Annotated in this window: 13 protein-coding genes; 4 read left to right on the top strand and 9 right to left on the bottom strand. The window is 66.7% G+C overall.

Annotated features, from left to right (window positions below; all coding sequences use genetic code 11):
* From ABIR74_RS07535 to ndhC, 7 genes are all read right to left on the bottom strand, one after another.
* Window positions 1-1,591: 2Fe-2S iron-sulfur cluster-binding protein (locus ABIR74_RS07535; RefSeq protein ID WP_348176660.1), on the bottom strand; the 1,591-nt coding region annotated here is incomplete at its 3' end.
* Window positions 1,588-2,913 (bottom strand): NADH-quinone oxidoreductase subunit NuoF, encoded by a 1,326-nt coding sequence (gene nuoF, locus ABIR74_RS07530; protein ID WP_348176658.1) that lies wholly within the window; start codon window positions 2,911-2,913, stop codon window positions 1,588-1,590. The genes ABIR74_RS07535 and nuoF, both read right to left, overlap by 4 nt.
* A complete protein-coding gene (locus ABIR74_RS07525; protein WP_348176656.1) occupies window positions 2,897-3,403 on the bottom strand; it encodes an NAD(P)H-dependent oxidoreductase subunit E in 507 nt (168 codons plus the stop codon). Before ABIR74_RS07525 ends, nuoF begins: the two co-directional genes overlap by 17 nt.
* A 22-nt stretch (window positions 3,404-3,425) precedes the next feature.
* Entirely contained in the window at window positions 3,426-4,697 is a 1,272-nt protein-coding gene (gene nuoD / locus ABIR74_RS07520; protein WP_348176654.1) for an NADH dehydrogenase (quinone) subunit D, read from the bottom strand.
* 4 nt (window positions 4,698-4,701) lie between these two features.
* The gene (locus ABIR74_RS07515; RefSeq protein WP_348176652.1) at window positions 4,702-5,247 is read right to left on the bottom strand and encodes an NADH-quinone oxidoreductase subunit C; all 546 of its coding nucleotides are present in this window, start codon (window positions 5,245-5,247) and stop codon (window positions 4,702-4,704) included.
* Window positions 5,244-5,846, bottom strand: coding sequence for an NADH-quinone oxidoreductase subunit B family protein (locus ABIR74_RS07510; protein ID WP_348176650.1), 603 nt, complete (start codon window positions 5,844-5,846; stop codon window positions 5,244-5,246). The genes ABIR74_RS07515 and ABIR74_RS07510 overlap by 4 nt, the downstream gene beginning before the upstream one ends.
* Window positions 5,837-6,202 (bottom strand): NADH-quinone oxidoreductase subunit A, encoded by a 366-nt coding sequence (ndhC, locus tag ABIR74_RS07505; protein ID WP_348176648.1) that lies wholly within the window; start codon window positions 6,200-6,202, stop codon window positions 5,837-5,839. The genes ABIR74_RS07510 and ndhC overlap by 10 nt, the downstream gene beginning before the upstream one ends.
* 155 nt (window positions 6,203-6,357) lie before the next feature.
* On the opposite strand from ndhC, the gene erpA reads away from it, so the two are divergent.
* Together erpA and ABIR74_RS07495 are read left to right on the top strand one after the other, a co-directional pair.
* A complete protein-coding gene (gene erpA / locus ABIR74_RS07500; RefSeq protein ID WP_348176647.1) occupies window positions 6,358-6,786 on the top strand; it encodes an iron-sulfur cluster insertion protein ErpA in 429 nt (142 codons plus the stop codon).
* A gap of 22 nt (window positions 6,787-6,808) precedes the next feature.
* Window positions 6,809-8,167 carry an FAD-dependent oxidoreductase gene (locus tag ABIR74_RS07495; protein WP_348176645.1) on the top strand — a complete coding sequence of 453 codons (1,359 nt, stop codon included), beginning with the start codon at window positions 6,809-6,811 and terminating at the stop codon, window positions 8,165-8,167.
* Between the two features lie 89 nt (window positions 8,168-8,256).
* On the opposite strand, the gene ABIR74_RS07490 is transcribed toward ABIR74_RS07495, so the two are convergent.
* Both ABIR74_RS07490 and ABIR74_RS07485 read right to left on the bottom strand, forming a co-directional pair.
* Complete coding sequence (locus ABIR74_RS07490) at window positions 8,257-9,444, bottom strand: metal transporter (RefSeq protein WP_348176644.1); 1,188 nt, start codon at window positions 9,442-9,444, stop codon at window positions 8,257-8,259.
* Window positions 9,444-10,451: a multicopper oxidase domain-containing protein gene (locus ABIR74_RS07485; RefSeq protein WP_348176643.1), complete on the bottom strand. Its 1,008-nt coding sequence runs from the start codon at window positions 10,449-10,451 to the stop codon at window positions 9,444-9,446. The genes ABIR74_RS07490 and ABIR74_RS07485 overlap by 1 nt, the downstream gene beginning before the upstream one ends.
* A 38-nt stretch (window positions 10,452-10,489) precedes the next feature.
* Between ABIR74_RS07485 and ABIR74_RS07480 the strand changes: the two genes are divergently transcribed.
* Together ABIR74_RS07480 and ABIR74_RS07475 are read left to right on the top strand one after the other, a co-directional pair.
* Window positions 10,490-11,155 (top strand): metal-dependent transcriptional regulator, encoded by a 666-nt coding sequence (locus ABIR74_RS07480; protein WP_348176641.1) that lies wholly within the window; start codon window positions 10,490-10,492, stop codon window positions 11,153-11,155.
* Between the two features lie 83 nt (window positions 11,156-11,238).
* A partial coding sequence (locus ABIR74_RS07475; protein ID WP_348176639.1) for a lyase family protein occupies window positions 11,239-12,135 on the top strand: 897 nt, incomplete at its 3' end.

The raw sequence follows: 12,135 nt of genomic DNA, 5'->3' as shown, positions 1-12,135 counted from the left end.
TCGTGATTGCGATCACGTGCTCGGCCCGTTCGGCGAGCGCGCGCACTGCAGGATCGGCTGCCGCCCCGTCGCCGGAGATGATCAGCAGCCCGATCGGCTCCGGATTCGCCTCGTCCTCGTCGGCGGCTGCGGCCCACGCCGTGGCCACTCCCCGGCCGTTCGGCGTAGCCGGAAGGTGGAATGCGCCGCTGCCGGTCTTCCCTCCGAAGCCGAGCGCGTCCGCTGCCTCGGCGAGGCGGGCACCACCGCCTCCACCGGAGCCCGACCAGACGAGGATCGCCCGATCGGCAACCCGCAGCCTGTCGCCGAGCTCGTTCCCGCTCTCGATGAGTGCGCGAAGGGCCGCGGCCGCGCCACCCGGGCCGGTGGGCTCGTCTCCCGTGGGGCCGTAGCGGACGATCTCGGCGCCGTTGCGGCGGGCAGCCTTGAGCCAGAGATCAACCACCGGAGCGCGATCGGCGACGTCGTCGTCACCGACGATGACGACGATCTCGGCCTCGGCGATCGAGGACAGCGGCAGACGGAACGCGTCGAGCGCGTCCGAGGTCGACTCGGGCAGCACGGCCGCATGCGCTCCGAGTCCGACGCGCAGGAGACGCGCGAGCGCATACGCCTGCTCGACGCTCTCCGAGCCGGAGAGTGCCGTGACGGTGCGGGTTCCGGCCTCGCGGAGGAGCGTTTCGGCTCGGTCGAGCGCGACATCCCAGGAGACCGGCTCGAGACCGAGCTCTCCACGAACGAGCGGCTCCGTGATCCGATCCTCGGCGAGCAGGTGGGGGTAGGTGAACCGACCCTTGTCGCAGAGCCAACCACCGTCGACCTCGGGGTGATTGCGGGAGAGGATCCGCTTCACCTTGCCCTCGCGCACCGTCGCATTGATGTTGCAGCCAACAGAGCAGAGACCGCAGACGGTCGGCACGTTCTGGATGTCCCACGGTCGCGCTTCGAAGCGGTACTGCGTCGAGGTGAGCGCTCCCACGGGGCAGAGCTCGATCACGTTGCCGGAGAACGGGGCGCGGTACGGGTCGCTCTCGAAGGTCGTGATCTCGGTGTGGGTACCACGGTTGCGGGCGACGAGCTGGTTGTCCTCGGCGACGTCGGACGAGAAGCGCGTGCACCGGTAACAGAGGATGCAGCGCTCGCGGTCGAGCGCGATCAGAGGAGAGACCGGGATCGGCTTTTCCAGCGTGATCTTCGCGAACGACATGCGCGTGTTGCCCGGGCCGTAGCGGAACGTGAGGTCCTGAAGCGGGCACTCGCCGCCCTTGTCGCAAACGGGACAGTCGAGAGGATGATTGACGAGGATGAACTCGAGCGTCGCGTTCTGACCCTCGGCGGCCCTCTCGGACGAGGCGGCTGTCTTGACGATCATCCCGTCCTGCGCCGTGAGCGTGCAGCCCGCCTGGAGCTTCGGAAGGCCTTCGATCTCGACGAGGCACATCCGGCAGGCGCCGACGGGAGGGCCGAGGCGGGGCTCGTAACAGAAGACCGGAATCTCGATCCCGGCTGAAGCGGCGGTCTCGACGAGGCCGGTGCCCTTCGGTACCTCGACCTCACGATCGTCGATCGTGACCTTCACGAGCTCGGTCATGCGTGCGCCACCGCCTCGTTGTGCACGTGCGTGGCGACCGGTGCGAGCAGGTGATCGAGTGTCGACTCGCCGTGGAACGGGCATCCGCCTTCGTCGATATGGGCCTGAAACTCGTCGCGAAACTTGTCGAAGTAGCTCATCACGGCGATCGCGTCGGAGTCACCGAGCGGGCAGAGGCACTTTCCGTTGATTCGCTCGGCAACGGAGACGAGCAGATCCATGTCCGCCTGGGTACCGCGGCCGTCCTCGATCTTCTGGAGGATGTTCGTCAGCCACTTCGTACCGACGCGGCAGGGGGTGCACTTGCCGCACGACTCGTGCTCGTAGAACTGCGAGACGCGCACGGCGAGCTGCACCATGCAGCAGCGATCGTCGAGCGCGATCACCGCAGCGGAGCCGATGGCCGTCCCGGCGCCGACGAGCGAGTCGAAGTCGAGCGTGACCTCGTTCGCCTCGTCGGCGGTGAGGATCACGGTCGAGGAGCCGCCCGGGATGACGGCCTTGAGCGCCCGGCCGTCGGCGATGCCGCCACCCTGCTTGTCGATCAGGTCGCGTAGCGGGTAGCCGTGTGGGAGCTCGTAGTTTCCGCCGCTCACGACGTTGCCGGAGAGCGAGAAGACACGCGTGCCGGTCGAGTTCTCGACACCGAGCTTCGCGTACTCCGCACCGCCGATCTCCATCACGGTCGTCGCCGACGTGATCGACTCGACGTTGTTGACGGCAGTGGGCGACGCGTAGAGACCCGCAATCGCAGGGAACGGAGGCTTCGTGCGTGGCTGCCCGCGGCGACCCTCGAGCGACTCGAGCAGCGCCGTCTCCTCGCCGCAGATGTATGCGCCCGCACCGCGGTGGACGACGATCGTGACGTCACCGAGCAGGTTCCTCTCGCGCATCTGCTCGAGCGCTGCGACGAGCACCTCGAACTCGGCCTCGTACTCGCCGCGGATGTAGATGAAGATGTGCTTCGACTCGATAGCGTGTGCCGCGATCAGTGAGCCCTCGAGAAACCGGAACGGGACGCGGAGCATGATCTCGCGATCCTTGAACGTGCCGGGCTCGGACTCGTCGGCGTTGATCACGAGGTAGTGCGGCTTGTCGATCTTGTCCGGCTTGGGGACGAAGCTCCACTTGCGGCCGGTCGGGAAGAACGCGCCGCCACGCCCCCGGAGGTTCGAGGCGTTCAGTTCGTCGATGACATCGTCGGGCGTCATGGCGCGAGCCTTGGCGAGCGCCAGGAAGCCACCAACGGCTTCGTAGTCGCCGATCTCGGTCAGGGAGCCACCGTTCGTGCCGGCGAAGACGACCTCAGGCGTCGGGCTCATCCTGCTCCTCCCACGGAATCCCACGCAGCTCGGCCACGATCTTCGGAACGTCCGCGGCCTGGACGTGCATCCGGTGGCGGTTGTTGACGGCGACGATCGTTGCCCAGCCGCAGCCGCCGAGACACTCGACCGTTCGGAGCGTGAACTCGTCGGTCGTCTCGCCCGCCTTCAGGCCAAGCTCGCTCTCGAACGCCTCGACGACCTGCTGCGCTCCCTTGAGGCCGCATGAGATGTTCGTGCAGACCTCGATCACGGTCTCACCGACGGGTTCGAGGCGGAACATGTCGTAGAACGACGCGATCGAAAGGCAGTACGCGGGCGTCAGATCGAGGGCATCCGCGACGTCGCGGAATGCCTGCTCGGGTAGCCAGCCTCCGCTCCGCTCCTGCGCGAGCTGCAGAGCGGGCATCACGGCCGATAGAGACTCGGGATACCGAGCACGGATCTCCTGGATCTCGTCGTAGAGCAAGCTCACGCCCCATCGACCCATCTAGGTGAATCGCCTAGGCGATTCACCTGTCGACCTCGCCCATGACGCCGTCGAGCGATCCGACGATCGCGATCATGTCTGCGATCGCGGCGTCCGTCATGCAGGTCGCGGTTGCCTGCAGCGCGACGAAGCTCGGCGCGCGGAATTTCACGCGCCACGGCTTCGGGCCGCCGTCGGAGACGACGTAGACGCCGAACTCTCCACGGGGAGACTCGACGCACTGGTAGACCTCGCCTTCGGGAACCATGTAGCCCTCTGTGACGATCTTGAAGTGGTGGATGAGCGACTCCATCGAGGTGTGGAGCTCCTCGCGGGGAGGCAGCACGACCTTGCGATCGTCGGCGATCCACGGCTCGCCGCGCATCTCCTCGAGGCGGTCGAGGCATTGGGAGACGATGCGTACCGACTCGCGCATCTCCTCCATGTGGACGCGGTAGCGCGCGTAGACATCGCCCTCCGGGAAGACCGGGACGTCGAACGAGACCTCGTCGTAGGCGAGGTACGGCATGTTCTTGCGGAGATCCCAGTTCACGCCCGAGGCGCGCAGGACGGGGCCGGACTGCCCGAGAGCGATCGCGTCGTCGGCGGAGAGCAGGCCGATACCCTTGGTGCGCTTGAGCCAGATCGCGTTGCGGTCGAGGATCGCCTCGTACTCGTCGATCGCCTTCGGCATCTTCTTGCACCACTCGCGCGCCTGCGCATAGAAGCCCTCGGGAATGTCCTCGGCGAGGCCGCCGGCCTGGAAGTAGCGCGTGTGCATCCGCGTGCCGCAGACCATCTCGAAGAGATCGAGCGTCGTATCCCGGTCGTCGAACGTGTACCAGAACATCGAGATCGCTCCGAGCTCGAGTGCCGACGTCCCGAGCCAGACGAGATGCGAGTGGATCCGCGTCAGCTCGGAGAGGCACATGCGCATCCAGGTCGCCTTGCGGGGCACCCCGATGCCGAGCAGCTTCTCGATCGCGAGCACGAACGCGAGCTCGTTGACCTGGAACGAGACGTAGTCGATGCGCTCGGGATAGGTGATGCACTTCCACCACGTCTTCTGCTCCATTGTCTTCTCGAAGCCGGTGTGGAGGTACCCGATCACGGCCGAGACGCCCGCGACCATCTCGCCGTCGAGGTCGACGACGAGGCGCAGCACGCCGTGCGTGGACGGATGATTCGGCCCGAAGTTGATCGTGAGGATGTCCTCGAGCGGGTGCTTCTCGGGGTCGACGGCCAGCGCGGTCGGAATCGGACTCGGAATCCGTGAGCCCTCGTACACCTTCGGCCTGTTCTCGATCACGGACATCTCTCTACTCGGCCCCCGAGAACCGGACGGGCTCCCCTCCGATGGGATAGTCCTTGCGCAACGGGTGACCCTCCCAGTCATCCTCCATCAGGATCCGGACGAGATTGGGGTGGCCACGGAAGACGATGCCGAACATGTCCCAGGCCTCGCGCTCGAACCAGTCGGCGGTGGGCCAGATGGGGACGACGCTGTCGATCTCCTCTCCGTCGTCGAGCCAGGCCTGCACGCGCACGCGAGCGGGATCGTCAGCGAGTCGGAGCGCGTGGTAGTTGACAGCGAAGCGCTTCGGCTTCGGGTCGGGTACGCGTGCGAGCCCCTGCGTCCCTGGTCCGTGCATGTCGCGGCCGGCTGCCGTGCCGATGTAGCCCGAGACACCGCGCGAGCCCCAGCCGAGGTAGTCCGTCGGCGTCAGGTCGGAGAGGAAGTTGAAGCCGAGCTCGTCTCGCAGGTAGGTGCATGCCTCGACGATGCGCGCTGCATCGACGACGAGGGTCGTCTCCCCGTGGCCGCCTGTCGTCTCGACGAGGCTAGGGATGCCGTCGTAGCTCACTGGGCGACCCCGCGAATCTGGTAGGCCGGCGGGATGCCGGCCTTGATCTTCTCGTGCAGCCGCACGATGCCTTCCATCAGGGCCTCCGGGCGCGGTGGACAGCCGGGCACGTGAACGTCGACAGGCACGATCTTGTCGACGCCCTGCAGGACGGTGTAGTTGTTGAACATCCCGCCGGAGCTCGCGCAGGCCCCCATCGCGATCACCCATTTCGGCTCGAGCATCTGGTCGTAGACCTGGCGGAGCGGCGCGGCCATCTTGTGCGTCACTCGACCGGAGACGATGAGCAGGTCGGCCTGGCGGGGCGAGGAGCTGAACCGCTCCATTCCGAAGCGGGAAATGTCGTAGCGCGACGAGACGATCGACATCATCTCGATCGCGCAGCACGCAAGCCCGAAGGTGTCGGGCCACATCGAGTTGGCCTGGGCCCAGGCGACGGCCTTCTCCACCGTGGTGATCCCGAGGGCATCCTCGATCCCATCGATCTCCTCCTCGAAGACTCCGGGGCCTTTGTTCGGCATCAGGACTCGCTCGGAGTTCAGCCCGGCCTTCGCCAGGGGGCGATCACTGAGCAAAGGGAGCTTGCGGGCTAGTGCCACTCGAGCGCTCCCTTGCGCCACACGTAGATGTAGGCGACGAGCAGAATCCCGATGAACGTGAGGAACTCGATCAGCCCGAACCAACCGAGTGCGTCGAGCTGGATGGCGAGGGGATAGAGAAATACGATCTCGATGTCGAAGAGTATGAAGAGCATCGCCGTGACGTAGAAGCTGACCGTGAACCGGCGATCCTGGGCGGGGGGACCTTCGGAGACGCCTGATTCGAACGGAATCATCCGCTGTTTCGTGCGCGACGTCGGGCGGGTCGCGAACAGGAACGAGCCCATGATCATCGTGGCGGGAATCACCGCCGCGAAGAACGCGTAGATCAGAAACGGAAGCCAGTCCGAAAGCATGCGGGTCCCTCCCCGGCAAGGAGCAGTTGTGCCAAACCTAGCACCTTGTCGCGTGTTGCACGAGATCAGGTGCAAGCGCACTACCTATCGGGAAACAGCTGTCACAAACTCGGGCAGCCTCGGGGACCAGCGACCGTTCGGCTAGGATGAGTGACATGGAGATTCAGGAGCGCCCCACCGAGACACCGCTGACGATAACGCCGACCGCTGCCGCGAAGATCCGCGAACTGATGGCGGAGGAGTCGGACGGTGACACGATGGTGCTCCGAGTCGCGATTCAGGGCGGCGGCTGCTCGGGCTTCCAGTACGGCCTCGGCTTCGACACGGAGCCGGCCGAGGGCGATCTCGAACTGACGCTCGAGGGCGTAAACGTCGTCGTCGACCCGTTCAGCATCCCCTATCTCCAGGGTGCGACCGTCGACTATCTCACCGGGCTCCAGGAGTCGGGCTTCAAGATCGACAACCCGAACGCTGCTTCGTCGTGCGGCTGCGGGCATTCCTTTCAGGTTGAAGAAGGCGCGGAGGGCGAAGCGGCCGCCCCGGACGCAAACGTCGGCGGCTGCGGCTCCGGCTGCTCGCACTGAGCGACCGCTCTAGGATCTCGTCATGGCTCTCCGTGTCGCGGTTGTCGGCTCAGGGCCTGCGGGCTTCTACGCCGCTGGAGCGCTCCTCGCGCATGACCCGCCGGTCGAGGTCGATCTCTTCGACCGCCTACCGACGCCGTGGGGGCTCGTCCGGCTCGGGGTAGCGCCCGACCACCCGAAGATCAAGTCGGTCTCGCGCGCCTTCGAGAAGATCGCGCAGCGGCCCGGCTTTCGCTTTTTCGGCAATGTCGATATCGGCCGCGACGTCTCGCACGAGGAGCTCGCCGAGCACTACGACGCCGTAATCTACGCCTACGGCGCACAGGCTGACCGGCGGATGGGCATCCCTGGCGAGGACCTGCCCGGCTCGTGGGCGGCAACGGAGTTCGTCGCCTGGTACAACGGCCACCCCGATTATCAGGATCTCCCGTTCGACCTCTCCTCCGAGCGGGCTGTCGTGATCGGCAACGGCAACGTCGCCGTCGACGTGGCGCGGATGCTCGCCCTCACCTCGGAGGAGATCTCGCCCACTGACACGACCGACGAGGCGATTGCGGCGATCCTCGGGTCGGGGATCAAGGAGATCGTCATCCTCGGTCGCCGTGGCCCCGTTCAGGCGGCCTTCACGACGCCGGAGTTGCAGGAGTTGCGAGAGCTCGCCGGTGCGGATCTCGTCGTCGAGCCCGCCGACCTCGAGCTCGATCCCGTGAGTGCGGCGATGCTGCAAGAGGACACAGCGCTCGCTCGCCGCAACGTAGAGGTGCTGAGAGAGGCCGCCGCCGCTTCGACGACGGGCAAGGAGAAGCGCGTGGTTCTGCGCTTCTGCGTCTCACCCGTCTCGATTGTCGGTACCGAGCGCGTCGAAGCCGTCGAGATCGTCCGCAACGAGCTCGTTGCCGACGAGAGCGGCCAGATCCGGGCCGTCCCTACCGACGAGCGCGAGGTGATTCCCTGCGGGATCGTTCTCCGTAGCGTCGGCTATCGGGGCACGGAGGTCTCCGGCGTCCCGTTCGACGAGCGACGCGCGACGATCAGGAACGATCGGGGTCGCGTCCTCGACGAGGGCGGCGCGCCGATTCCCGGGCTCTACTGTGCGGGCTGGATCAAGCGTGGCCCGAGCGGCGTGATCGGCACGAACAAGAAGGATGCAGCCGAGACGGTGGAGCTGCTGCTCTCCGATGCCGGGGCGGGGCTGCTTCCATCGCGGGTCGACGAGGACATCGTCGCCGCGTTGTCCGCGAGAGGTGTCCAGCCGGTCGGCTACGCGGGTTGGGAGGCGATCGACGCCGTCGAGTGCGCTCGCGGGGAGGGGCAGGGCAGGCCGCGTGTCAAGCTCTCCCACTGGGACGAACTACTCGCAGCAGCCGAGATCCCGATGTAACAAGAGTTCGGCCCCGGGTGAGAGCACGAGTCAGCTACCCGCGTCGGCCTCCATCACCGCGAGCCGCGGGTAGTAGTCGGGCAGCTCCTTCAGCCGATGAAGAGTCCCGTGACGTACATCGCGAGGATGCCGGCGAGATAGCCGCCGATCACCCAGCCGGATCGAAGCCCCCCGGGGGCGCGACGTGCGACGAACCGTCCCACCTCGACGACGACCTGCAGAGCTGCACCCGCCGCCGCGCCGAAGAAGAGCACACCGAGGACGTCGTTCGAGGCGTAGCCGCCGATCCACGCTCCCAGGATCGCCGGTCCGCCCGCGATCAGGGTGAGCGCGGCGAGCTGCAGGAAGCTGACCCGGCGGGCCTCGGTTGCGGGGGCGGCGATCCCGAGTCCCTCCGTGATGTTGTGGATCATGAACCCGACGATCAGGAACGTCCCGAGCTGGAGCTCGCCGAAGGCGAACGAGGTTCCGATCGCGAGGCCCTCCCCGAGGTTGTGCACGCCGATCCCGATAGCGACGAGCAGCGCGAGCCCGAGCCCCGCGGTTCCCGCCCTCCCGCGGGCGAGTCGGCTGGAGAGGAACGTCATCCCGAGGGCGCTGAGCGCGACGCCGAGAAGCACGAGGCCCGAGCCGCCGAGCGCGCCGGGGAGCTGCGCCTGGAGCGCGAAGGCTTCCGAGAGCGATTCGATGGCGAGAAACGAGAGCAGCCCCCCGGTGAGGGCCATGAAGGCGGCTAGCCACTTCGGGTCCGCTCGCCGGAGGGATGGCAGCCAGAGCAGGCCGAGAGCGATCGGGACGACCCCGACGAAGAAGCCGATTACGGCGTAGCCGAAAAAGCCACGGGCCGTGGCCGACGGCGTCTCGATCGCGGCGGGGACCTCGGACACTGTCTCGATTCCGGTCGAGCTCGTGACCCCGACCCCGATCGGGTCGTTCTCGACCCAGTCGTAGTCGACGACGATCGTGCTCGCGCGGAGCCGCTTGAGCGTTGCCGGCCCGTCGAGCGTGAACGGGACGATCGCGTCGTCGACCGTGACCGAAGCGATCGTCAGCTCCTCGGGCTGTGGGTTCCGCACCCTGATCCGGATCTGACCTGGATCGAACTCGACGCGCTGGATGTCGAAGACGTCCGGCGGCGGCGGGTTCTTGCCGATCAGGTCGACGACCGACGAGCCGCCCGAGACGAATGCACCGACGACGAGCGCGAGGAGCAGGATTGGCGCGAGCGGCACGAGCCGCCAGACGAAGCTCGATCTCGCGGTCTCGTCGGCCTCCATTAGTCGACGACTTCGAAGAAGCCCATCCAGCCGAGCTCGGTGAACTCCGACTGATGCGCGTGGAACATGTAGGTGCCGGGCTCGGCGAACTCGATCTCGAGAATCCCACGCTGGCCCTGGCACTGCATCACGGTGTCCGTGTACTCGAACTGGTCGGTGGAGCCGGTTGGGTAGTAGCGGAAGAACGCCGCGTGGAGGTGGAACGAGTTGATCAGGTCGAATTCGGTCAGGTTCGTGAGATACAGCCGCACGAGCTCCGAGCGCTTGACCCGGATCGGGTAGCGCGCGTAGTAGAACGTACGGCCGTTGACCGTGTAGAAGTTGTTCGTGCCGTCGCCGTCGGTGTCGTAGCCGTTCATCACCATCACGAGCTCCTGCGCCGGGGCGCGCGGCTCCTTCGGGTCGATGATGAGCGCGCCGTACAGCCCCTTGTGGATGTGCTTCTTGAGCGGCGTCGCGTGGCAGTGGTAGAGCTGCATGCCGTACGGCTTCGCCTCGAACTCGTACGTGAACCGCCCTCCGGGCGGCACGATCTCGAAGACGCCGTCCATGCTCGTCGGGTGGATCCCGTGGAAGTGGATCGTGTGTGGGTGCGAGCCACCGTTGATGAAGTTGACGCGGAGCGTGTCGCCCTCGGTCGCGCGAAGGACAGGACCAGGGACTGTCCCGTTGTACGTCCACGCGGGAAAGAAGACGCCCGGTGCGACCTCGATCTCCTTGTCGATCGCCGTGAGCGTGTACTCGCGGACGCGGCCCGGCTCGTAGGGCAGAGCCTCGGGGGGGTTGAGGAGTGCGTCCAGGTCGTTCGGGCCCCCGACGGCCGGTGCCCCGGGGCCGATCATCGCTGCGTGGCCCATCGCTGCATGCGTCGTCGGGGTGTGGCTCATGTGCTCGCCGTCGGCAGCCTGCGCCGGCGTGTCCAGCCCGTAGCGCGCGGCGAAGGGGACCGCGGCGAGCGGGGCAGCAGCTGCGAGAAGGCGTCGACGGGTGAGGTGATGTTTAGCCACTACTAATTTCCAATCACAGTGTACGCTATATCTCGATCATGGCGGAGGCCGACAAGGAGCTGACGAGCGCGGTCGAGGACTATCTCAAGTCCGTCTATGCGCTCGAGGCCGAGGGTCGGCGGGCGACGACATCCGCACTCGCCGAGCGCATGGGTGTCAGTGCTCCGTCGGCAACGGCGATGATGAAGCGACTCGACGAGCTCGGCCTCGTCGAGAGGGCTCCCTACCACGGGGTCACCTTGACCGACAGGGGCCGTCTGTGTGCCCTGGAGGTCCTCCGGCACCATCGTCTTCTCGAGCTCTATCTCGCCGATTCGCTCGGCATGTCGCTCGACGAGGTCCATGCAGAAGCCGACCGCCTCGAGCATGTGCTCTCCGAGAACCTCGAGGCTCGAATCGACGCCGCGCTCGGCTACCCGACGCACGACCCCCACGGCGACCCGATTCCCGACCGTGCTCTGAGGATTCCCGCCAGCACGTCGCGCTCGCTCGCCGATCTCGATCTCGGAGATACGGCAACCGTCGCCCGGGTTCCGGACGGCAATGCAGCGCTTCTGCGCTATCTCGCCGACATCGCGATCGTTCCCGGGCAGGAGCTCGAGCTGACGAAGGCGGCACCCTTCGGTGGCCCTCTGACCGTGCGCACCGGAACGGGTGAGCACGCGATCGCGCGCGAGTTGGCGGCAACCGTTCGTATCGCGTAGGGGCGGGACATGTCCCGCCCGCTCGGGGACACCGCGGTTTCTACCGACGCCAGGATCGGTGTGAGTTGTCTACGCTGCGAGACATGGCGACGGAGAAGCTCTGGGGCGGCGAGACCGACAAGGCGGTTGCGAACTTCCCCGTTTCGGGTGAGCCGATTCCGGCGAGCGTGGCGCACTGGCTCGGTCGCATCAAGGGTGCGGCGGCCCGTGCGAACGCCGATCTCGGGCTGCTCGACTCCGAGATGGCCTCTCGCATAGCGGCGGCAGCGGATCGGGTCGCAGCGGGCGAGTTCGACGATCAGTTCCCGATCGATGTCTTTCAGACCGGCTCGGGCACGAGCTCGAACATGAACGCGAACGAGGTGATCACGGCGCTCGCCGGTGAGGGCGTGCATCCGAACGACCACGTCAACATGGGTCAGTCGTCGAACGACGTCTTCCCGTCCGCTGTCCATCTCGCTGCGCTCGACCGCGCCGTGAACGACCTGCTGCCGGCGATGGAAACGCTTGCGCGATCGCTCGAGGACAAGGCCGCGGATTTCGATGACGTGATCAAGTCGGGCCGCACGCACCTGATGGACGCAGTGCCGGTGACGCTCGGCCAGGAGTTCGGTGGTTTCGCGGCGCAGGTGCGCCAGGGCATCGCTCGGGTGCAGGATGCCCTACCGCGGCTCGGCCAGATCCCACTCGGCGGCACCGCGGTTGGCACCGGGATGAACACGCACCCCGAGTTCGCCGAGAAGGTGCGCGCGCTCCTGCATGCCGAGACGAACCTTCCCATCTCCGCTCCGGCCGACCCGTTCGAGGCGCAGGCTGCCCGTGACGGCCTCGTCGAGCTCTCGGGCGCGCTCAAGGTCGTCGCCGTCAGCTACTCGAAGATCGGCAGCGATCTGCGGTTGATGGGCTCGGGCCCGCGCGCCGGTCTCGCCGAGATCTCCCTACCGGAGTTGCAGAAGGGCTCGTCGATCATGCCGGGCAAG

The organism is Gaiella sp., from assembly GCF_039915195.1.
In the GTDB taxonomy this organism is placed as follows: domain Bacteria; phylum Actinomycetota; class Thermoleophilia; order Gaiellales; family Gaiellaceae; genus Gaiella.
Note: the sequence above shows the minus strand (reverse complement) of the source record. Positions and strands in the feature narration are given on the sequence as shown.

Bases quoted from the DNA above. Each gene is read 5' to 3' on its own strand.
- ABIR74_RS07525 (WP_348176656.1), bottom strand. From the start codon at position 3,403: ATGGGTCGATGGGGCGTGAGCTTGCTCTACGACGAGATCCAGGAGATC.
- ABIR74_RS07495 (WP_348176645.1), top strand. From the start codon at position 6,809: ATGGCTCTCCGTGTCGCGGTTGTCGGCTCAGGGCCTGCGGGCTTCTAC.
- ABIR74_RS07490 (WP_348176644.1), bottom strand. From the start codon at position 9,444: ATGGAGGCCGACGAGACCGCGAGATCGAGCTTCGTCTGGCGGCTCGTG.
- erpA (WP_348176647.1), top strand. From the start codon at position 6,358: ATGGAGATTCAGGAGCGCCCCACCGAGACACCGCTGACGATAACGCCG.
- ndhC (WP_348176648.1), bottom strand. From the start codon at position 6,202: ATGCTTTCGGACTGGCTTCCGTTTCTGATCTACGCGTTCTTCGCGGCG.
- nuoD (WP_348176654.1), bottom strand. From the start codon at position 4,697: ATGTCCGTGATCGAGAACAGGCCGAAGGTGTACGAGGGCTCACGGATT.
- ABIR74_RS07480 (WP_348176641.1), top strand. From the start codon at position 10,490: ATGGCGGAGGCCGACAAGGAGCTGACGAGCGCGGTCGAGGACTATCTC.
- nuoF (WP_348176658.1), bottom strand. From the start codon at position 2,913: ATGAGCCCGACGCCTGAGGTCGTCTTCGCCGGCACGAACGGTGGCTCC.